We start from the raw sequence: 19,600 nt of genomic DNA, 5'->3' as shown, positions 1-19,600 counted from the left end.
CCGACCCGACCATTTCTGCTCACGAAGCGGGCGCGGGACGTGAGCGGTCGGCGCGGAGGCGGCGGTCGGCCAGGGTCAGGACCGTCAGGAGCACCGCGACGCCGAGGATCACCCACGCCAGCACGTGCAGGTCCGGTGTGGTCGGGGCCTGGCCGAACACGCCACCGATGAGGGACGAGGCCCCGATCGCCCCGATGTACACCGCCGTGCGGGACAGCCCGGCCGCGGTGCCGATGTACGACGCGGGCACGAGCCGGTACAGCGCCGCCTGGTTCGACACCGACGCCAGGGCCTGCGGGACGCCGAACAGCGCCGGCGCCAGGGCGAGCAGCACGACCGGCGACCCGGTGTGCAGGAAGAGCAGGAGTGCCCCGCCGACGATCGGCACGACGGCCGCGACGATCAGGGGTCCGCGCACGGCGGTCTTCCGGGCGACGACGAACGACGCGATCCCGGCCACGATCGCGGCCGGGAGCTGGATGTACCCGGCGACGTCGCTCGAGTACCCGGCGACGTCCTGCACCCACTGCGAGAACCCGTAGGTCATCGTGTACGCGAGCAGGTAGGTCAGGAACAGCCGCACGTAGGTGCGGGACAGCGCCCCGTTCCGCGCGAGCATCCGGACGTCCACGAACGGCCGGACCGCGCGCAGCTCCCACAGCACGAGAGCGACGAGCAGCACGATCGCCACCGCGAGCAGCCACCACAGCCCGGCGGACAGGTCGAGCAGGAACACGAGCAGCGCCGAGACGGTGCCCGTCATGAGCAGCATGCCGAACGGGTCGAGCGCCTGCCGGACGGGCAGGGCCTCGTCGTCACGCGGACGGAGACGGTCGGACGGCAGCCACATCGACGCCACGACGATGCCGAACGCCGCCAGGGGGACGTTCACCAGGAAGATCGCGTGCCAGCCGAACGCGGCGATCAGCGCGCCGCCGAGCGGAGGCCCGGCCGCCGCCGACACGAGCGAGGTGATGGACAGCGCTCCGAGCACGAGCGGCGGGGTCGGCTTCCCGATCCGTGCCGAGTGCTGTCGGAGGGTGGTGAGGGCCGCCGGGTACGCCGACGAGGTGCCGATGCCGATGAGGACACGGGCGAACACCGCGCCGCCGAAGCCGGTCAGGAACTCGGGCACGACCCCGGCGACACCGACGATCACGAGCCCGGTCAGGAACACCTTCTTCGGGCCGAAGCGGTCGGCGAGCTTGCCCATCGTCGGCTGCGCGATCGCACTCGCCAGGTACAGTGCGGCGACGAGCCAGATCGCCTGCGCCGCACCGATCCCCAGGTCGCGGGAGATCGGCGTGAGCGCGACGGACACCATCGTGGTGTTGATCGGGTTGAGCAGCGGCCCGACGAGCACCGGGATGAGGAGCTTCGGACCGAAGCCACTGCCGGTGCTGTCCGGGGCGACGACGGGGGTGGGAGTGGTCGAGGTGGACGTGGGAGTGCTTCTTCCGGGGTCAGCGTTCGGTGAGCGGGGCGAGGATCGCGATCGCTCGGGCGACGGTGTCGCGGTCGGCGTCGGGCAGCGCGGCGAGCCGGTCGGTCAGGACGCGGGTGCGGGTGGTCCAGGCGTCCTCGCGGGCACGGGCGCCCTGGTCGGTCGCGCGGACGAGCGCACGGCGGCCGTCGGCGGGGTCAGGACGTCGTTCGACGAGGCCGAGGTCCTCGAGCGCCTGGACGGTCGCGCCCATCGACTGCGGTCGGACGCCCTCAGCGCGGGCGAGCTCGGCGACCGTGCTCTCGCCGTACCGCAGCAGGCGGCCGAGCGCGGCGGTCTGGGACGCCGTGACCTCGTCGGCCTTGCCGGTCAGCAGCGTGCGACGGATCCGGCCGTACAGCGTCAGCAGGTCACCGGCGAGCGCGGTCGGATCGGGTGATTCCATACCGGCACGGTACTACTTCGACAGCACAACTTGCAAGGCTGCCTTGCGAGTTCGACGCTCGCCGCTCCGGGTCGACTCAGCGCTCGAGCACGATGCGGCGCCTCGTCACCACGAAGCCGGCCCGTTCGAACGCCCGGCGCATCGGGGTGTTCGCCGCGTCCGTCGTGCCGACCACCTTCGGCTCGCCGGCCTCGGCGTGCACGCGCAGCCCCTCGGCGAGCAGCCCGTCGACCACACCGCGCCCACGGTGCTGCGGCAGCACGCCGATGAAGCTGATCGCCGCGTCGTACGCCGTCCGCGTCGCCAGGACGAACCCGACCACCAGGTCGTCGGGGTCGAGCGCGATCCGCCAACCGGCACGCGACCCCGGCAGCGAGCGGTAGAACTCGAGGTCGTCGGCGGCGGCGCCCCGCGGGCCGAGCTCCTCGACGGACGCCCGGGTGTGGGCGTCGAGGGTTCCGACGGAGACACGGGCGAACAGGTCCACGAACTCGTCGTCGTCACCGGCCCGGAAGCGCAGCGAGGACGGCATCGGCACTCCGCGGTCCGGCGTCCACGCCACACTCACCCGCTCCGTCGACCGTCCGAGCCCCGCCGACCGAGCGGCCGCCGTGCGCCACGACACCGCGTCGACGGCGTCGGGGTCGTCGTGCCAGTCCACCGCGACGTCGACGATCCACTCCGGTCGCGCCCCGAACGCAGCGGTCGCCGCCGTGATCAGCCCGGCGGCGATCGCCACCCGCTCGTCCTCGGGCACGTCCGGAGCCACCAGCAGGTCGTCGAGCGTCGACGGCACCTCGGCGTCCGCGCCACCCCACCAGAGCGCCCGTGCCACCGGGCGTCCGTCACGCACGGCCAGCCACGACCACCCCGGGCGGTAGTTGTCCGTGCCGGACTCGGCGCGGTACCGGTCCGGACCGATCCACGCGACCGGTTCCGACGTCGAGAACGCGAGCAGGGCCTCCCGGTCGTCCTCGGTGGTCGCGCGGAAGGTGACCGTCACCGCGGGTCGGTCATCGTCGTGATCAGGTGCTCCTGCACGTAGCCGAGCCAGTCGTAGACGTCGCGCAGGCCGACGCCCGCGTCGGCCTCGACCGAACGCTCCTCGTCGTCGGCGTCGACGATCCCGAGGCGGTCGGCGATCGTCAGCCGCAGGTCGGTCAGGGTGCGGAGCCAGGCCTGCTCGTCCTCGGGGTCGAGGGCGCCGTCGCGGGTCCCCGTCAGCCACTCGTGCACGGTCGTCGCGTTCGAGGTCTTCTGCGCCAGCAGGTCGGACTGCGTGTACTTGCGGAACTCCGCGCTGGCGTCGTCGTCGTCCGGGTAGGCGTCCGGGAACATCCGAGTCGCCACCGGGTCCGCCGTCAGGTCGCCGTCGAGCACCTGGCGCAGCTGCTCGGTCAGGGACGTCAGCAACCCGCGCTCGCCGGAGGACATGCCGAGGTGGACGCCGTCGGCCCGGCGGACGAAGGGGATCACGCTTCGGGGGCCTTGTCGACGGTCGCCTGCAGGCCGTAGCCGTGCATCGACTGGACGTGGGCCTCCATCGCCTCGCGCGGACCCGTCGCCACGATGGCCCGACCCTCCGTGTCCACTTGGTGCATGAGCCGCTCCGCCTGCGCGCGACCGAAACCGAAGTGCCGCTGGAAGACGTAGGTGACGTACGACATCAGGTTCACCGGGTCGTCCCACACGACGGTGACCCACGGGGTGTCCGCGCGCGCACTGGTCCGTTCGTCCGGGGTGGTCCGTTCGTCCACGTCGGGCGAGGTCAGGGTCATGCATCCAGGGTGACACAGGGCGGGCGGCTCGGTACGATCGTCACGTCGCGACTGGCGTTGGATGGGTCACCATCGGGGAGCGACACCTGACACGGTGCGCGGCCGTACGCCTGGGCTGCACCGACCGATCGTCCGTGCGCGACCCACCGGTCGTCGCCAACCCACGTAGGAGAACCGTGTCCATCACCGATCTGCCCGCCGTCGACGGCTCCGTCGACACCGACCGCACAGCCTTCAACGCCCCGCTCACCGAGGTCGACCCCGAGATCGCCGCCGTCCTGCAGCAGGAGCTCGGCCGTCAGCGCGACACCCTCGAGATGATCGCGTCCGAGAACTTCGTGCCGCGCGCCGTGCTCGAGTCCCAGGGCTCCGTCCTCACCAACAAGTACGCCGAGGGCTACCCCGGCAAGCGCTACTACGGCGGCTGCGAGTACGTCGACGTCGCCGAGCAGCTCGCCATCGACCGTGCCAAGGCGCTGTTCGGGGCCGAGTACGCCAACGTCCAGCCGCACTCGGGCGCCACGGCCAACGCCGCTGTCCTGCACGCCATCGCCTCGGCCGGTGACACCATCCTCGGCCTCGAGCTCGCGCACGGCGGTCACCTGACCCACGGCATGAAGCTCAACTTCTCCGGCCGCATCTACAACGCCGTGGCGTACGGCGTCGACCCCGAGACGTTCGAGGTCGACTACGACGACATCCGCGCCAAGGCCATCGAGCACCAGCCGAAGGTCCTCATCGCCGGCTGGTCCGCGTACCCGCGCCAGCTCGACTTCGCGAAGTTCCGTGAGATCGCGGACGAGGTCGGCGCGAAGCTCTGGGTCGACATGGCGCACTTCGCCGGCCTGGTCGCCGCCGGTCTGCACCCGTCCCCGGTCCCGCACGCCCACGTCGTCTCGTCGACCGTGCACAAGACCCTCGGCGGCCCCCGCTCGGGCATCATCCTGTCCAACGACGAGACCCTGTTCAAGAAGCTGAACTCCGCGGTCTTCCCGGGTCAGCAGGGCGGCCCGCTCATGCACGTGATCGCCGCCAAGGCCACCGCGTTCCTGCTCGCCGGCACCCCCGAGTTCAAGGCCCGCCAGGAGCGCACCATCCGCGGCGCCCGCTTGCTCGCGGATCGGCTCACGCATCCGGACGCCCGCGCTGCCGGCGTCGACGTCCTCACCGGTGGCACCGACGTGCACCTGGTGCTCGTCGACCTGCGCACCTCCGAGGTCGACGGCAAGCAGGCCGAAGACCTGCTGCACGAGGTCGGCATCACCGTGAACCGCAACTCCGTGCCGTTCGACCCGCGTCCGCCGATGGTCACCTCGGGCGTCCGTATCGGCACGTCGGCGCTCGCCACGCGTGGCTTCGGCGACGCCGAGTTCACCGAGGTCGCGGACATCATCGCGCTCACCCTCATGCCGAACCCGGACATCGCAGCGCTCTCGGCCCGGGTGAAGACCCTGACCGACGCGTTCCCCCTCTACGCGTGAGCGACGCCCTGAGCCCCCTGCCCGTCGAGCGATGGGCGGGGGAGGGCACTGCCGTCCGCATCGACGGCACCGCCCTCGCCGCCCGGACCCTCGACGAACTGCGGGTCCGCATCGACCGGTTGCACGAGCACGGCATCCGTCCGGGGCTCGGCACGATCCTCGTCGGCGAGAACCCGGGCTCGCTGTCCTACGTCGCGGGCAAGCACCGCGACTCGGCGCAGATCGGGCTCGACTCGCACCGCATCGACCTGCCCGCGACGGCGTCCGCCGCGGACATCCGCGCCGCGATCCTGCAGATGAACGACGACCCCCGGGTCACCGCGTTCATCGTGCAGCTCCCGCTGCCGGAGGGCATCGACCCGACGCCGATGCTCGAGCTGATGGACCCGTCGAAGGACGCCGACGGCCTGCACCCGACGAACCTCGGTGAGCTCGTGCTCGCCGTGCCCGGTGGTGCCGGCACGATCGACGCCCCGCTGCCGTGCACCCCGCGGGGCATCGTCGCGATGCTCGAGGCATACGACATCCCGATCCGGGGCGCGCACGTCACGATCATCGGGCAGGGCCTCACCGTCGGGCGTCCGCTCGGCCTGTTGCTGACCCGCCTCGAGGCAACGGCGACGCTCACACACTCCCTGACGGCGGACGTCGCCGCGGAGTGCCGTCGCGCCGACATCGTCATCGCGGCCGCCGGGGTCGCCGGGCTCGTCAAGCCGGACTGGGTCCAGCCTGGTGCGGCCGTGATCGACGTGGGCATCACCCGCGTGGTGAACGAGGAGACGGGGAAGGCCAAGCTGCACGGTGACGTCGACCCCGCCGTCGCGTCCGTCGCGGGCTTCATGTCGCCGGTGCCCGGCGGCGTCGGCCCGATGACCCGCGCGATGCTCATGAAGAACGTGGTCGAGGCGGCGGAGCGCCACCTGAAGTAGGCGCGCGGCGGTCGGTTCGTCCGTCCGTGCCGCGGTTCGTGCCGCGGTTCGTGCCGCTGTCCGTGCCGCGAAAGCGACAGAATCCCGCGAACAGTTCGCGGGATTCTGTCGCTTTGCGGGGCCGTTGCGTCCAGATGCGGCCGGGAGGCGCGGCTCGCCCCCGCCCCGCGCGTTCGGGGGACGGGTGCGGAGCCAGTCCCAGTGCTACGGTCACCGCATGGGGGAGAACGTCCAGACCGCGCCCGTGATGGCGCATGCCGGTCGGAAGCTGCGTCCGCGTGCGTGGGGACTCGCACTCGTCGGGATCGTCGCACTGGTGCTGTCCCCGAACTTGGTGCTCTGGAGCACGTCGTCGGGGTACGGCGGGGTCGACGCAGACGACAACTGGATCGACAACGGCGGCAAGGTCCTCGAGACCGCGCCGGTCACGGTGCAGGTCGAAGGGCACGTCGCCCCGGCCGCACTCGCACTGCTGCTGCTCGTGGTCGTCGTCGGGATCGTCCTGCCGCCGACGCTCGCGCGCTCCGGGCACCGCACCCTCGGCGACATCGTGCGGTACTCGGCGTACCTGGCCGTCCCGGTGTGCATCGTCGTCGGCGTGCTGGTCTACACGGTGTGGCAGGGCCACGTCGTGATGGACCAGGTGCAGCACGAGGTGCTGCACCCGCACGGCTTCCCGTGGGGCGGCGTCACCGTCACCACGGGACACATGACCCGCTGACGCCCGAGTCTCGGCCGCGCGGCCCCGAGTCTCGCGGTGAGCGACCGTTCTCGGGGGCGGCACCGCGAGAACGGTCGCCCAGCCCGAGTCTCGCCCGTACTGGCCCGAGACTCGGCGAGGGGCTCAGTCGCGGCGGGCGCCCTGCGCGGCGTGCACCGTGAAGACGTTCGGTTCGCGGTACCCGGCGGCTGCGAAGGCGGCGGTGACGGCCTCGGTGATCGCACCACGGGCCTCCCGGCCGACCAACGCGATCGCCGCACCACCGAACCCACCACCGGTCATCCGCGCACCGACCGCACCGTGCTCGACCGCGGCCGCGACGGCCAGGTCGAGTTCCGGAACGGAGATTTCGAAGTCGTCGCGCATCGACTCGTGCGACGCGACGAGCAGCGAACCGATCGCCCGCGGGCCCTGTTCGCGCAGCGTCCGGACGGTGTCGAGGACGCGCTGGTCCTCGGTCACGACGTGGCGCACGCGGCGGAAGGTCTCGTCGTCGAGCAGCTCCTGCGCACGGGGCAGGTCGTCGACGCTCAGGTCACGCAGGGCCTCGACACCGAGCACCTGCGCACCCTTCTCGCACGAGGCCCGACGAGCTGCGTACCCACCGGTGGCGTGGGCGTGCTCGACCCGGGTGTCGATGACCAGGACCTCGAGCCCGTTCGCCTCGAGCGCCAGGTCGACCACGGCGGTGTCGAGCGTGCGGCAGTCCAGGAACACGACGGCGTCCTGCTCGCCGAGCAGGGAGGCGGACTGGTCCATGATCCCCGTGGGGGCACCGACGGCGTGGTTCTCGGAGTACTGGCCGACGCGCGCCAGGGTCTTGCGGTCGAGGCCGAGCTCCCACAGGTCGTTGAAGGCGAGTGCGACACCGCACTCGATCGCGGCGCTGGAGGACAGGCCCGCACCGACGGGGACGTCGGACTCGATGAAGACGTCGAACCCGGTCTTGTCGGACAGGTCCGCGCCGGCCTGCTCGCGGAGCGCCCAGGCGATGCCGAAGACGTACGCCGACCATCCGGTCATGTTCGACGGGTCGAGGTCGTCGAGCGACAGCTCGAGCACCGTGTCGGCGTCGAACGCAGACGAGACGCGCAGCAGACGGTCCGGCCGCGGGGCGATCGACGCGGTGGTGCGCCGGTCGATCGCGAACGGCAGGACGTACCCGTCGTTGTAGTCGGTGTGCTCACCGATCAGGTTGACCCGACCGGGGGCGGAGTACCGCACCGCCGGCTCGTACCCGTAGACCTGCTGGAACGTCATGCTCGCTCGATTCCCTGTCGGATGAACTCGGCGGCCTTCTCGGGCACGAGGTCCCCGATCCAGGCGCCCATGGCGGCTTCACTGCCGGCCAGGAACTTCAACTTGTCCGCCGCCCGACGCGGCGACGTGATCTGCAGCATGAGCCGCACGGTGTCCCGCCCGACGTGCACCGGTGCCTGGTGCCAGGCGGCGATGTACGGGGTCGGGTCGCCGTAGAGTTCGTCGATGCCCCGCGTCAGGCGCAGGTGCATGTGGGCCAGTTCGTCCTTCTCGGCCTCGGTCAGACCGGCGAAGTCGGGGACGTGGCGGTGCGGCAGCATGTGGATCTCGATGGGCCAGCGTGCGGCGAACGGCACGAAGGCCGTGAAGTGCTCGCCCTGCAGGACGACCCGGTCCGAGGCCCGCTCGTTCGCAAGATGCTGTTCGAACAGGTCCGGCCCGAAGCGCTCGATGGAGTCGAGCAAGCGCTGCGTGCGGGGCGTGACGTACGGGTACGAGTAGATCTGCCCGTGCGGGTGGTGCAGCGTGACGCCGATCGCTTCGCCGCGGTTCTCGAACGGGAACACCTGCTGGATGCCGGGCATGGCGGAGAGCGCGGCGGTCCGGTCCGCCCAGGCCTCGACCACGGTGCGGGCACGCGACTCGGAGATCGACGCGAAGGACCCCTCGGTCGCGGGCGAGAAGCACACGACCTCGCACCGGCCGACGCTGCGGAGCTGCCGGTTCAGGCCGACGTCGGACAAGGACTGGAGCGAGGACGGAGCGTCATCGGCCTCGAGCAGGGGGCCGAACGACGGCGACCGGTTCTCGAACACGGCGACGTCGTAGGTGCTCGGGATCTCGGACGGGTTCTGCGGTGTCTGCGGCGCGAGCGGGTCCTGGTCGGCCGGCGGCAGGAACGCACGGTTCTGCCGGCTCGCTGCGATGGAGACCCACTCGCCGGTCAGGACGTCCTGGCGCATCCGCGCGGTCTCGGGCCGAGGGTCGAGCGCGCGCTCGTCGATGGCACGCTCAGCGGGCAGGGTGCTGTCCGCATCGTCGAAGTAGAACAGGTCGCGGCCGTCCGCGAGCTTCGTCACGCGCTTGGTGATCACCGGAACAGCCTAGCGTCGATCCGAAGCGTTGCGAAAGCCTTCGGAAGCAAGCGAAACTAGAGCCGTGACCGACGACGACCTCTCCTTCCTGGCCGGATCGCTGCCAGCGCCGCTGCGGCAGGACCGCATCGTCTCCATCGTCGAGGGTGCACCCGGCATGGTCCGGACCGCCGCGCTGGCCGCGTCGCTCGGCACGAGTGAGGTGACGGTCCGGCAGGACCTCGCGGTCCTCGACCAGGAGGCCCGGATCCGCCGGGTGCACGGCGGAGCGGTCCGCCTCGGGGCCGGGTCCACCGAGCGCCCCTTCGAGGAGACCGCCGTCGAGCACCAGGTGGCCAAGGCCGCCATCGGCCGTGCGGCCGCAGCGCTCGTGCGGTCCGGCGAGTGCGTCGTGCTCGACGTCGGCACCACCCCGGCCGCGGTCGCCGAGGCGCTCGTCGCCCGCACGGAGCTGTCCGACGTCACCGTCGTCACGAACTCGCTGACGACCGCACTGGCCCTCGAACGCGCCGTGCCGCGGTTCACCGTGATCGTCACCGGCGGCACCCTCCGGCCGCTCCAGCACTCGCTCGTCGCACCGTTCAACAACACCCTGTTGCCGATGATCGCCGCCGACATCGTGTTCCTCGGTGGCACCGGTGTAGACGTCGCGCACGGTCTGACCAACGTCAACCTGCCCGAGACCGAGGCCAAGCGGGTGCTCGCGGCCACGGCTCGGCGTACCGTCGTCGTCGCGGACGGGTCGAAGTTCGGCCGGGCCCACATCGGGGTCGTCCGCGCGCTCGAGGACATCGACGTCGTCGTCACCGCCGAGGCCGAGGCGGACGCGGTCGCCACGATCCGGGCGGCCGGCGTCGAGGTCGTCGTCGCGGACGGCGAGGACACATCCGGAAGGAACCACACCCCATGACCGCAGCACCCACCGGTGGCCAGTACCGCCTGCACCACGCCGGACCGGACGGCGTCGTCGAGGCCGTCGTGACCGAGGTCGCCGCCGGCATCCGAGAACTCCGCGTCGCCGGCTTCGACCTGACCGAGCCGTTCCCCGTCACCGAGCAGCCGCCCGGCGCCAACGGCATCGTGCTCGTACCGTGGCCGAACCGCGTCGCCGGCGGGGTCTGGGAGCTCGACGGCAAGCGGCAGCAGCTGGACGTCTCGGAGCCGAAGTACGGCAACGCGTCGCACGGCCTGCTCCGCTTCGCGCCGTACCGCGTGGTGTCGCAGACCGAGACGGGGATCGTGCAGGAAGCCACGATCCACCCGCAGCACGGCTGGCCGTTCACCCTCGAGACCCGCGTGCACCACGAGCTCGTCGACGACGGCATCCGGGTGACGCACGAGATCACGAACCGCTCCGGTGTCCGTGCGCCCTTCGCCGTGGGGGCGCACCCGTACCTGCGCGCCGGCGACACCCCGGCCGACGACCTCGTCGTCACGCTCGACGCCGCCACCGCCTTCACCGTCGACGAGCAGAAGGTGCCGAACGGGTCCGTGTCGGTGGAGGGCACGCCGTTCGACCTGCGACGGGGGCGGCGTGCCGGTGACGCAGATCTCGACACCGCGTACTCCGACATCACCCCGGACGCCGACGGGGTCCGCCACACGACGCTGCACGGCCCCGAGGGCGACGGCGTGCAGCTCTGGCAGGACGCGTCGTTCCCGTACGTGCAGGTGTTCACCTCCCGGGAGTACCCCCGCGGCGACGGGAAGGGTCTGGCCGTGGCGGTCGAGCCGATGACCGCTCCGGCCAACGCCCTGAACTCCGGCGAGGGCCTGCGGTGGCTCGAGCCCGACGAGACCTGGACGGGCACCTGGGGCATCCGCCGCGTCTGGTCCTGACCGTCCCCCCGCAACCCGTCTCGCGAAAGCGACTCCGTCCCGCCGAAGGTTCGCGGCACAGTGTCGCTCTGGCGGAGTTGTCGCGGGTGGGGCCGGCGATCTGTCGTTTCGGCGGGGGAGTCACCGCTCCACTGGAACCACGAACGCCGCCCCGGTGCGGGGCGGCGTTCGTCGTCTCGGAGCTGCGGGTCAGCCGCGGCGCATGCGGAGCGCCTCGACCGCGAGGGACTCGCTGGCGTAGCGCCCGACCTCGTGCGCCCAGGCCGGGTCGTCCCCGCGCAGGGCGATGAAGTCCTTGCGCTGTCGGCACACGTAGCCGAGCACCGCGGTGGCCGTCGCGACCTCGATGAAGTCCTTGCGGATGTGCCGGGTCGTGACCTGCGCGTTGCGACGGAGCGTGTCGAGCAGGAGCTCGTTGCTCATCGTCGTGTTGGTCGCGGCGGCGAGCTCGACGATGCGGCGCGCGTCCCCGGTGCTGCTGGTCTGCGTGGCTTCGATGGGCTCGATCACGGTGTACCCCGTTCGTTCGTGGTGGTGCGGTGCTGCAGGATCCGGTGATCGGATCCGGGAACGACACTATCGGCGGCAGCCCAACAGTCGGCTGTGCGCAGGCTGATGTGTGCAGGGGATCTGCCATGAGCCAGCTGGGGGCGACTTGTACCCCGGTGTACTGATCGGGCGCTCGCCGATCACGCTGTCAGGAGCAGCGGTCGGACGGGTCGGCGCTGGCGAGCTGTTCGAGCGCGCCGTCGATCTTGTCGGCCAGGTACCGGTAGCCGTCGTCGTTGAGGTGCTGCCCGTCGCCCGCCGCGTAGCTGCCGCTGTTCATCGCCGTGAACCACTGCCGGTCGACCGCGTCCACGAACGGCACGCCGGCGTCCCGAGCGCCGGCCGCGACCGCCGCCGAGATGGCGACGGTGGTCTCCGCGCGGGGCTGCGGGGCCGACGGCCCGATCGCGACGACGACCGCATCGGGCCACTGCCGCTTCGCCGTCCGCAGTGCCTGCTCGACACGTTCCTCGAGTGTCGACGCGCTCACCAGCCAGTCGTTCTGGCTGCCCTGCACGATGACCAGCCGGGGGTCGAGCGATGCGTTCTGCTCGATCCGCGCACGGTAGGTCATGGTGGGGGAGTGCGACCTCCCGGTGTTCACGTAGCCGCTCCCGGCGACACCGTCGATGGTGGCGTCCCAGCCGCGCTCCGTCGCGAGGTCCTGCGCCCACCCGTGCACGCCGTCTGACGAGCCGCGGCCGACGGTGTACGAGTCGCCCACGATGAGCACCTCCGCGCCTCGGGCCATGGCCGACGACACCCGGGAAGCCGAGACGGTCGACGTCGCCGGGATCGTCAGGCACGCATCGGACACCGCCGGCAGCATGACGAGGAACCCGCCGACGCCGAGTGCCATCGCGCTCAGGGCGACGGCCGGCAGGTGCCGTCGCCTCTTGCGTCGTCGTCTGCGCGGCAACGAACGGGGACCGTCCGGCCATCCGCCGTCGGTTCGTCGGGCCACGGCCGGGATTCTACGCGGCACGGTCCGGACGCCTGCTGACCGGGGAAGGAGTGTCCTCGAACGCGGGCGAGCGCCCGCGGTCCGAGCCGCTGATCGTGGTTTGCTGATCGGGCTCGCACCTGACACCGATTCTTGGGGGCCCCGTGACGACCGTCACCTACGCCGGCGACAGCATCACCAACCCGGAGAACTCGTTCTCGTGGACACGGTTCCTGACCGGGACGGACCTGCGGCTCGTCGCGGGCGTCGGGATCAGCGGTGCGACGTCGGCGACGGTCCGCAACGCCGCCGCGCCCGTCGACGCGGACGTCCTCGTCGTCATGGTGGGGACGAACGACATCCGCCTCGGTGTGGGCCGGTCGACGATCCGCGACAACATCGCCGCGATCGTCGGCATCGTGGGCGCCGACCACGTCGTCGTCGCGCAGGTCGCGCCGTCGAACCTCACGGACTACGGCGCCGACCACATCGACCGCGCCGCCGGCGGCTTCGCGCACAACCGCGACCTGGCACGCTTCACCGCCGACAACGGCTGGCTGCTGGTCGATCCCTGGTTCCCGGTCCGTCGCCTCGACGGAACGTACGCGACCGGAGCCGCCGATGCTGACGGCGTGCACCCCACCGTGGCGACCGGCACCGCTGCCGGGGCGCTCCTGTCCAACACGATCCGCATCGCCGCTGGCGGGGCATCCGCCTGACGAGCGCGCTGCACTCCTGGTGTCCGTGTGCCCCGTGGGGGCGGCGTTCAGGAGAGTGTGGGCCCCGTGGGGCTCGAACCCACGACCCTCGGATGAAAAGCCGGCGTTCAGGAGAGTGTGGGCCCCGTGGGGCTCGAACCCACGACCCTCGGATTAAAAGTCCGGTGCTCTACCAACTGAGCTAGAGGCCCTCACCCGCAAGGCTAGCGGGTGAGGGCCTCTGGGAAGAACCTGGTGTCGAGGGTCAGCCGCGACGCCCGGTGAGCGTCCGCAGCAGCCACAGGACGACCGCCACGATGAGCAGCACGATGCCAACCCACAGCAGGAACTTGAGGCTCGCGGTGAAGCCACCGACGAACAGCAGGATGACCGCGATGACGGCCAGGATGATGAGCAACGGGTTCATGGGGGAGTCCTCTCCTTCACGTACGGGAGGAGCGCCCCCCGACGAGACACCGTACCCGCGGCGCTGCCGTTGCGTTCTGCGCGAACGGAAGGCGGGCGTGTCACCGGCCGTGCCTACACTGACGCGGTGCCTCGCGATCACCACCGTCCTGTCCACTTCACCGATGCCGAGTTCGCCGCGATCCAGGGCGGCGAGGACCCGGCCGTCGTGAACCGTGTCGCGCACGAGACCGCGAACGCGCTGCTGCACCGGGTGCGTCAGGACCCGGACCCCGCGGTGGTCGAGCGGCTCGTCACCTACACGGACGTGCACGGCATCGACGCGATCGCCGAACTCTGGGCACGGGTGGGTGCGCACACCCTGCCGGGTGCCCTGTGGCGGGTGTACCTCGTCCGCACGGTGATCCGGCAGAACCCGGAGGAGATCGCGTACTTCTTCCAGCGCGGCACCGAGCGCATCGGCACGATCGACCAGGCCGTCGCGGGGGCGGAGCAGCCGACCGGTCCTGCCGAGATCCTCACCCTGGCGGACCGCATCCTGCACGGGCTGTACACGGGCGACTTCGCCGTGGCGCTCGACCGTGGGGCGGCGTTCTGCCGGCTGACCGCGGCCGGTGCGACTGCGGTGGCGGACGACTCCGACCTCACCGCGACCGGCCGCGCGAGCGAGTTGACGACGCGCGCGCTCCGTCTGACGGAGCTGGCGGCCGACCTGACCGAGGCGGCGGCGCTCTGGCGTCGCGAGAGCCTGGACTAGCGAGCGAACGCGCCGGACCCGCACCGGGCCTCCCGGCAGAACGCGAAGGGCAGAACGCGAAGGGCAGAACGCGAAGGGCAGAACGCCGAAGCGCAAGCAGACAGCCGCAGGGCAGAGAAAAACCGGGCCGCAGAAGCGCCTCTCGGCGCGAGGCCGCTCGAAGCGGCGAATTTTGGAGCCCGGGGCTTGCTGCGGCCCGGCGACACCAACTCTACGACGCGTCGGCTGTGTCCGCTGCCCTGTTCACTCTCGGTGGACAGATCCGGACCCGGGCGTGCTCGACAGAGGGCCCGGACGCGGCGTCCCGACAACTTCTCGGCATCCGATCCAATCCACCACGGGCACCGCGCCGAATCATCAGCGTGACGGACTTGATGACCGTCACGAACGCGAGAGGCCCGGCGTGACCCGGACCGGTATCCGCCGGTCAATTCCCTGTGGGTCACGCTGGCCTCTCGTCTCGACCGCACGACGCGGCGGCTTCGTCCTACCCGGGGCGCGGCCGCAGCACAGCACCACCAGCAGCACCGCACCACCAGCACCACCGCACCACCAGCACCACCGCATCACGCAGCACCCCTGACAGAACGGCCACAACCGGTCGCCGACGCACCCGAGAGGAGGGAAACCTGCAATGCTTGCCCTCGTGGATAGCGACACCGAACGCTGGAGCTCGTCAGAGCCAGCCCAGGCATCGCCGGACGACCTCTTGGCGCGGGTTGCCTCCGGTGACCAAGCCGCCTTCGCGGACCTCTACGACGCCCTCTCCGGCCGGGTCCTCGGACTCGTGACGCGGCTCCTCCGGGACCGCGCCCAGTCCGAAGAGGTCACGCAAGAGGTCTTCCTCGAAGTCTGGCAACAGGCCACCCGGTTCGACCGGAAGCGCGGGACCGCCTCCAGCTGGGTCCTGACCATGGCGCACCGCCGAGCGGTGGACCGGGTCCGGGCGTCGCAGGCCTCGCACGACCGGGACACGAAGATCGGCATCCGCGACCTCGAGTCCGGTTTCGACCAGGTCTCCGAGTCGGTCGAGATCCGCATCGAACACGAACGTGTCGGCAGGGCCCTGGCCAAGCTGACCGAGTTCCAGCGGCAGGCCGTGCAGCTCGCGTACTACGGAGGCTTCTCGCACAGCGAGATGGCCGAACAACTCGGTGTCCCCATCGGCACCGTCAAGACCCGTCTCCGTGACGGGATGATCCGACTCCGAGACGAGATGGGGGTGACCTCATGACCGAACGACACGACGACCCCGCCCTGCTGACGGGTTCCTACGCACTCGACGCGCTGTCCGACGATGAGCGCATGCTCCTCGAGGACGTCCTCACGACGTCGCCCGAACTCCAGGCCGAGGCCGACTCGCTGCGCGAGACCGCGCTGCAGCTGGCCTTCGCCGCCGCTCCGATCGAGCCGCCGACGTCGCTCCGCGCGTCGCTGCTGGCTCAGATCGCGACGACCCCGCAGGCTGCACCACTGGCCGACACGGCTCCTGCCGGCGACACGACCCCCGTCCAGGAGGCCCGTCCCGAGCCCGCCAGGCACGTCGCCTCGATCGCCGACGGCTCCACCACCGGTGGCCGGGCGACCTCCGAAGCTCGGCGCCGCTGGTTCCAGCGTCCGGCAGCCATGCTCACCAGTGCTGCTGCGGTCGCCGTGGTCTTCCTCGGTGTCGGCCTGGGGGTCGGCGTCGCGAACGGTCCGGCCGACGGACCGGGCACCGGCACCACGCAGGCGTCGAGTGGCCTCGACCGCATCTACGCCGCGTCGGACTTCCAGCGCAGCACCACCAAGGTCGAGGGCGGCGGCACGGCCACGGTCGTGTGGTCGGGCGACCTCGGCAAGTCCGCGGTCATCCTCGACGGTGTCGCCCAGGCGCCGAAGGGCAAGACGTACGAGCTCTGGTACATCGGCTCCGAGAACGAGGGCGGCACGATCAAGTCGGCCGGCCTGGTCGACGGTGTCGCCGACGGCGTGCACTCGGCGGTGCTGACGGGCTCGATGTCCGACGGCGCGACGATCGGCATGACGGTCGAGCCGGCCGGTGGTTCGGAGCAGCCGACCACGACGCCGATCATGGCGGTCCCGACCACCTCGGCCTGACCCTCCCGGGAAGACCGACCCCGCCCCGGCTCCGACGCAGAACGACGAAACCGCTGTCATACGACAGCGGTTTCGTCGTTCCAGCGCGTATGCAACATGGAGCGCCTGCAACGAGCGACGAGGTCGACGTCGCACGACATCGAGGGTGTCGTTCTGCGTCGGCACGAGCACCGCCCCCAGCGCAACCACGAAGGCCCGGTGCGCGTCCGTGGCGGACGTGCACCGGGCCTCCCGGTCGTCCGTCAGCACGACGGACGGACAGCGATCAACCGAAGCGACCCGAGACGTAGTCCTCGGTGGCCTGGACGGACGGGTTCGAGAACATCGTGGTGGTGTCGTCGAACTCGATGAGCTTGCCCGGCGCACCGGTGCCGGCGATGTTGAAGAAGGCCGTCTTGTCGCTGACGCGCGAGGCCTGCTGCATGTTGTGCGTGACGATGACGATCGTGAACTCCTTCTTGAGCTCCTCGATCAGGTCCTCGATGGCCAGGGTGGAGATCGGGTCGAGTGCCGAGCAGGGCTCGTCCATCAGCAGCACGTCGGGCTGCACCGCGATGGCGCGGGCGATGCAGAGACGCTGCTGCTGCCCACCGGACAGGCCCATGCCGGGCTTGTCGAGGCGGTCCTTGACCTCGTTCCACAGGTTCGCGCCCTGCAGGGACCGCTCGACGATGTCGTCGGCCTCGGACTTCGAGACGCGCTTGTTGTTGAGCTTCACGCCCGCGAGCACGTTGTCCTTGATGGACATCGTCGGGAACGGGTTCGGACGCTGGAAGACCATGCCGACCTGGCGACGGACGAGCACCGGGTCGACCCCGGGGCCGTACAGGTCGTCGCCGTCGATCTTGACCGAGCCCTCGACCCATGCGCCGGGGATGACCTCGTGCATGCGGTTCAGGGTGCGGAGGAAGGTGGACTTGCCGCAGCCGGAGGGGCCGATGAAGGCGGTGACGGTGCGGGGCTCGATGGTGATGTCGACACCCTCGACCGCCTTGAACTTCGAGTAGTAGACGTTGAGGCCGTCGACCTCGATGCGCTTGGACACGTTGATCCTTCTGGTGGGTGGGGAAGTGGGTTCGCTAGCGCGAGAGCTTGGGGGCGAAGAGTCGGGTGACGAACCGGGCAAGCAGGTTGAGCACCATCACGATGAGGATGAGCACCAGCGCGGCGGTCCAGGCACGGTCGACGAACGGCTGCGGGTTGGCACCCTGCTGCGAGTACTGCGTGTACGCGTACACCGGCAGGGTCATCATCGGGTCCTTGAACAGGTCGTAGTTCATGCTCGCGGTGAAGCCGGCGGTGACGAGCAGCGGGGCCGTCTCGCCGATGACGCGGGCGATGGAGAGCATGACGCCGGTGGTGATGCCGGCGAGCGACGTGGGGAGGACGACCTTGAGGATCGTGAGGTACTTCGGCACCCCGAGGGCGTAGGACGCTTCGCGGAGCTCCATCGGCACGATCTTCAGCACCTCTTCGGTGGAGCGCACGACGATCGGGATCATCAGCACCGACAGGGCGACCGAGCCGACCAGGCCGAAGCGGGCACCGGGGCCGAGGAACAGCGCGAACAGTGCGTACGCGAACAGACCGGCGACGATCGACGGGATGCCCGTCATGACGTCGACGAAGAACGTGATGCCCTTCGCCAGTGCGCCGCGGCCGTACTCGACCAGGTAGATCGAGGTGAGCAGCCCGATCGGCACCGAGATGAGCGCCGCGAACAGCGTGATCTCGAGCGTGCCGATCAGCGCGTGGATCGCGCCGCCGCCCTCGGAGATCACCCCGCGCATCGAGTACGAGAAGAAGTTCGCGTCGAAGCGGGCGAGACCGTCGGCCAGGACCGTCCAGAGCAGCGACACCAGCGGCAGGACCGCGATGACGAAGGCGGTGATGACGAGCGAGGTGATGAGCCGGTCGACGGCCTGGCGTCCGCCTTCGACGATGCGCGAGACGACCACGATCAGGACGTCGAACAGGACGGTGCCGAGGAAGAGCGCTGCGACGACGTTGAAGTCCTTGACCGAGCCGCCGGCGTTGAGCAGGGCGAACACGGCCACCAGGGCGACCCAGCTGCCGACCAGCAGCAGCCACGGAACCGAGCGGTGCAGCTTGCCGTTGGCGTAGACGTTGCCGGCGGTGCCGGTCTGACGGAGGGCGAGGGACATCGGGTGGACCTCTCAGCTGACCCGCGTGCGGACGATGTACCGCGCGAGCATGTTGATGACCAGGGTGATGACGAACAGGATCAGACCCGACGCGATCAGGGCGTTCAGGGCGGTCCCCGATGCCTCGGCGAACTGCAGCGCGATGTTCGCGGCGATCGTCGAGGGGTTCTGCGAGGTCAGCATCTGGAAGGTGACGTTCGTCGAGACCGACAGCACCAGGGCGATCGCCATCGTCTCACCCAGGGCACGTCCGAGCCCGAGCATGATCGCGGACACGATGCCGGACTTCGCGAACGGCAGCACGGACAGTCGGATCATCTCCCAGCGCGTCGCACCGAGGGCCAGGGCGGCTTCCTCGTTGAGCGTGGGCGCCTGCAGGAAGATCTCGCGCATGACGGCCGTCATGATCGGGATCGCCATCACGGCGAGGACGATCGACGCGGTCAGGATGGTGCGGCCGGTGCCGGACACCTGGCCGGAGAAGAGCGGGAACCAGCCGAGGTACTCGTTCAGGAAGCCGTAGAACGGCTTCACGAACGGCGCCAGCACCACGATGCCCCAGAGGCCGTAGACGACCGACGGGACCGCGGCGAGCAGGTCGATGACGTAGCCGAGCACCGGGGCGAGGCGCCGCGGTGCGTAGTGCGAGATGAACAGGGCGATGCCGAGGGCGAGCGGGACCGCGATCACGAGCGCGATGAGCGCGGACCAGACGGTGCCGAAGACCAGGGGGCCGACGTAGTCCCAGAAGTTCGTGGCGTTGTTCGGCAGCTCGCCGACCTTGGCGGCGAACGCCGGGATGCTCTGCCAGACGAGGAACGCGGCGACGAGCACGAGCACGAACAGGATGAGGCCGCCGGCGATCACCGAGGCGGCGGAGAACACCCGGTCACCGACGCGGACGACGGCCTTCGGCTTGGTCGGGGTGACGGTGGCCCCTGGCTGGGCCGGTGCGGTCGTCATGGGACTCC

The 19,600-nt window shown here is 70.6% G+C and carries 22 protein-coding genes, 1 tRNA gene and 1 riboswitch; of the genes, 9 read left to right on the top strand and 14 right to left on the bottom strand.

All coding sequences use genetic code 11. From position 1 onward, the window contains the following. Positions 1 to 19: 19 nt before the first annotated feature. The 5 genes from EDF40_RS16685 to clpS all read right to left on the bottom strand — a co-directional run bounded on the left by EDF40_RS16685 (position 20) and on the right by clpS (position 3,667). A complete protein-coding gene (locus EDF40_RS16685; protein ID WP_221180497.1) occupies positions 20 to 1,363 on the bottom strand; it encodes an MFS transporter in 1,344 nt (447 codons plus the stop codon). Positions 1,364 to 1,463: 100 nt separating this feature from the next. Further along, positions 1,464 to 1,889, bottom strand: a complete 426-nt coding sequence (locus EDF40_RS16680) for a MarR family winged helix-turn-helix transcriptional regulator (protein ID WP_123340932.1) — start codon at positions 1,887 to 1,889, stop codon at positions 1,464 to 1,466. Between the two features lie 76 nt (positions 1,890 to 1,965). Further along, positions 1,966 to 2,892: a GNAT family N-acetyltransferase gene (locus tag EDF40_RS16675; RefSeq protein ID WP_123340931.1), complete on the bottom strand. Its 927-nt coding sequence runs from the start codon at positions 2,890 to 2,892 to the stop codon at positions 1,966 to 1,968. Beyond that, a complete protein-coding gene (locus EDF40_RS16670) occupies positions 2,889 to 3,365 on the bottom strand; it encodes a DUF2017 family protein (protein WP_123340930.1) in 477 nt (158 codons plus the stop codon). Before EDF40_RS16670 ends, EDF40_RS16675 begins: the two co-directional genes overlap by 4 nt. Beyond that, the gene (gene clpS, locus EDF40_RS16665; RefSeq protein ID WP_185003162.1) at positions 3,362 to 3,667 is read right to left on the bottom strand and encodes an ATP-dependent Clp protease adapter ClpS; all 306 of its coding nucleotides are present in this window, start codon (positions 3,665 to 3,667) and stop codon (positions 3,362 to 3,364) included. Before clpS ends, EDF40_RS16670 begins: the two co-directional genes overlap by 4 nt. A gap of 37 nt (positions 3,668 to 3,704) precedes the next feature. Then, positions 3,705 to 3,790: riboswitch (ZMP/ZTP riboswitch) on the top strand. Between the two features lie 53 nt (positions 3,791 to 3,843). On the opposite strand from clpS, the gene glyA reads away from it, so the two are divergent. The 3 genes from glyA (at position 3,844) to EDF40_RS16650 (ending at position 6,798) form a co-directional block, all read left to right on the top strand. Next, complete coding sequence (glyA, locus tag EDF40_RS16660; protein WP_395862915.1) at positions 3,844 to 5,148, top strand: serine hydroxymethyltransferase; 1,305 nt, start codon at positions 3,844 to 3,846, stop codon at positions 5,146 to 5,148. After that, a complete protein-coding gene (locus EDF40_RS16655) occupies positions 5,145 to 6,077 on the top strand; it encodes a bifunctional 5,10-methylenetetrahydrofolate dehydrogenase/5,10-methenyltetrahydrofolate cyclohydrolase (protein WP_243837126.1) in 933 nt (310 codons plus the stop codon). Before glyA ends, EDF40_RS16655 begins: the two co-directional genes overlap by 4 nt. Before the next feature lie 217 nt (positions 6,078 to 6,294). Next, positions 6,295 to 6,798: a hypothetical protein gene (locus EDF40_RS16650; RefSeq protein ID WP_123340929.1), complete on the top strand. Its 504-nt coding sequence runs from the start codon at positions 6,295 to 6,297 to the stop codon at positions 6,796 to 6,798. Positions 6,799 to 6,921: 123 nt separating this feature from the next. Here EDF40_RS16650 and galK read toward each other — a convergent pair whose 3' ends face one another. Continuing rightward, positions 6,922 to 8,058 (bottom strand): galactokinase, encoded by a 1,137-nt coding sequence (galK, locus tag EDF40_RS16645; RefSeq protein ID WP_123340928.1) that lies wholly within the window; start codon positions 8,056 to 8,058, stop codon positions 6,922 to 6,924. Further along, entirely contained in the window at positions 8,055 to 9,152 is a 1,098-nt protein-coding gene (galT, locus tag EDF40_RS16640; RefSeq protein WP_123340927.1) for a galactose-1-phosphate uridylyltransferase, read from the bottom strand. Before galT ends, galK begins: the two co-directional genes overlap by 4 nt. Positions 9,153 to 9,216: 64 nt before the next feature. Here galT and EDF40_RS16635 point away from each other — a divergent pair, with 64 nt between their 5' ends. Further along, positions 9,217 to 10,062, top strand: a complete 846-nt coding sequence (locus EDF40_RS16635; protein WP_185003156.1) for a DeoR/GlpR family DNA-binding transcription regulator — start codon at positions 9,217 to 9,219, stop codon at positions 10,060 to 10,062. Then, complete coding sequence (locus EDF40_RS16630) at positions 10,059 to 10,991, top strand: aldose 1-epimerase family protein (protein ID WP_123340926.1); 933 nt, start codon at positions 10,059 to 10,061, stop codon at positions 10,989 to 10,991. Before EDF40_RS16635 ends, EDF40_RS16630 begins: the two co-directional genes overlap by 4 nt. A 189-nt stretch (positions 10,992 to 11,180) precedes the next feature. Here EDF40_RS16630 and EDF40_RS16625 read toward each other — a convergent pair whose 3' ends face one another. Both EDF40_RS16625 and EDF40_RS16620 read right to left on the bottom strand, forming a co-directional pair. Continuing rightward, positions 11,181 to 11,501, bottom strand: coding sequence for a hypothetical protein (locus EDF40_RS16625; RefSeq protein ID WP_111085292.1), 321 nt, complete (start codon positions 11,499 to 11,501; stop codon positions 11,181 to 11,183). Between the two features lie 187 nt (positions 11,502 to 11,688). Further along, positions 11,689 to 12,504, bottom strand: coding sequence for an SGNH/GDSL hydrolase family protein (locus EDF40_RS16620; RefSeq protein WP_148053892.1), 816 nt, complete (start codon positions 12,502 to 12,504; stop codon positions 11,689 to 11,691). Positions 12,505 to 12,647: 143 nt separating this feature from the next. Here EDF40_RS16620 and EDF40_RS16615 point away from each other — a divergent pair, with 143 nt between their 5' ends. Beyond that, positions 12,648 to 13,202 (top strand): GDSL-type esterase/lipase family protein, encoded by a 555-nt coding sequence (locus EDF40_RS16615; protein WP_185003154.1) that lies wholly within the window; start codon positions 12,648 to 12,650, stop codon positions 13,200 to 13,202. Positions 13,203 to 13,320: 118 nt separating this feature from the next. On the opposite strand, the gene EDF40_RS16610 is transcribed toward EDF40_RS16615, so the two are convergent. Both EDF40_RS16610 and EDF40_RS18970 read right to left on the bottom strand, forming a co-directional pair. Next, positions 13,321 to 13,393: transfer RNA gene (locus EDF40_RS16610), tRNA-Lys, on the bottom strand. A gap of 53 nt (positions 13,394 to 13,446) precedes the next feature. Further along, positions 13,447 to 13,608, bottom strand: a complete 162-nt coding sequence (locus EDF40_RS18970) for a DUF2207 domain-containing protein (protein WP_146249745.1) — start codon at positions 13,606 to 13,608, stop codon at positions 13,447 to 13,449. 126 nt (positions 13,609 to 13,734) lie between these two features. Here EDF40_RS18970 and EDF40_RS16605 point away from each other — a divergent pair, with 126 nt between their 5' ends. From EDF40_RS16605 to EDF40_RS16595, 3 genes are all read left to right on the top strand, one after another. Continuing rightward, on the top strand, positions 13,735 to 14,364 hold the full coding sequence (locus EDF40_RS16605) for a DNA-directed RNA polymerase subunit beta (RefSeq protein ID WP_111085288.1): 630 nt from the start codon (positions 13,735 to 13,737) through the stop codon (positions 14,362 to 14,364). A gap of 634 nt (positions 14,365 to 14,998) precedes the next feature. Continuing rightward, positions 14,999 to 15,598 carry an ECF RNA polymerase sigma factor SigK gene (gene sigK, locus EDF40_RS16600; protein WP_123340923.1) on the top strand — a complete coding sequence of 200 codons (600 nt, stop codon included), beginning with the start codon at positions 14,999 to 15,001 and terminating at the stop codon, positions 15,596 to 15,598. Further along, complete coding sequence (locus tag EDF40_RS16595) at positions 15,595 to 16,464, top strand: anti-sigma factor domain-containing protein (RefSeq protein WP_123340922.1); 870 nt, start codon at positions 15,595 to 15,597, stop codon at positions 16,462 to 16,464. The genes sigK and EDF40_RS16595 overlap by 4 nt, the downstream gene beginning before the upstream one ends. 265 nt (positions 16,465 to 16,729) lie before the next feature. Here the strand turns inward: EDF40_RS16595 and pstB are convergent, their stop codons facing one another. From pstB to pstC, 3 genes are read right to left on the bottom strand one after another with little or no spacing between them, the layout of a single operon-like run. Next, positions 16,730 to 17,509: a phosphate ABC transporter ATP-binding protein PstB gene (gene pstB, locus EDF40_RS16590; RefSeq protein ID WP_123340921.1), complete on the bottom strand. Its 780-nt coding sequence runs from the start codon at positions 17,507 to 17,509 to the stop codon at positions 16,730 to 16,732. Positions 17,510 to 17,543: 34 nt separating this feature from the next. Further along, positions 17,544 to 18,629 carry a phosphate ABC transporter permease PstA gene (gene pstA, locus EDF40_RS16585; protein WP_123340920.1) on the bottom strand — a complete coding sequence of 362 codons (1,086 nt, stop codon included), beginning with the start codon at positions 18,627 to 18,629 and terminating at the stop codon, positions 17,544 to 17,546. A gap of 12 nt (positions 18,630 to 18,641) precedes the next feature. Further along, positions 18,642 to 19,592: a phosphate ABC transporter permease subunit PstC gene (gene pstC / locus EDF40_RS16580; RefSeq protein ID WP_123340919.1), complete on the bottom strand. Its 951-nt coding sequence runs from the start codon at positions 19,590 to 19,592 to the stop codon at positions 18,642 to 18,644. Positions 19,593 to 19,600: the final 8 nt, after the last annotated feature.

Source organism: Curtobacterium sp. PhB170, from assembly GCF_003752345.1.
Classification (GTDB): Bacteria; Actinomycetota; Actinomycetes; order Actinomycetales; family Microbacteriaceae; genus Curtobacterium.
This window is presented reverse-complemented; position numbering and strand designations above follow the sequence as displayed.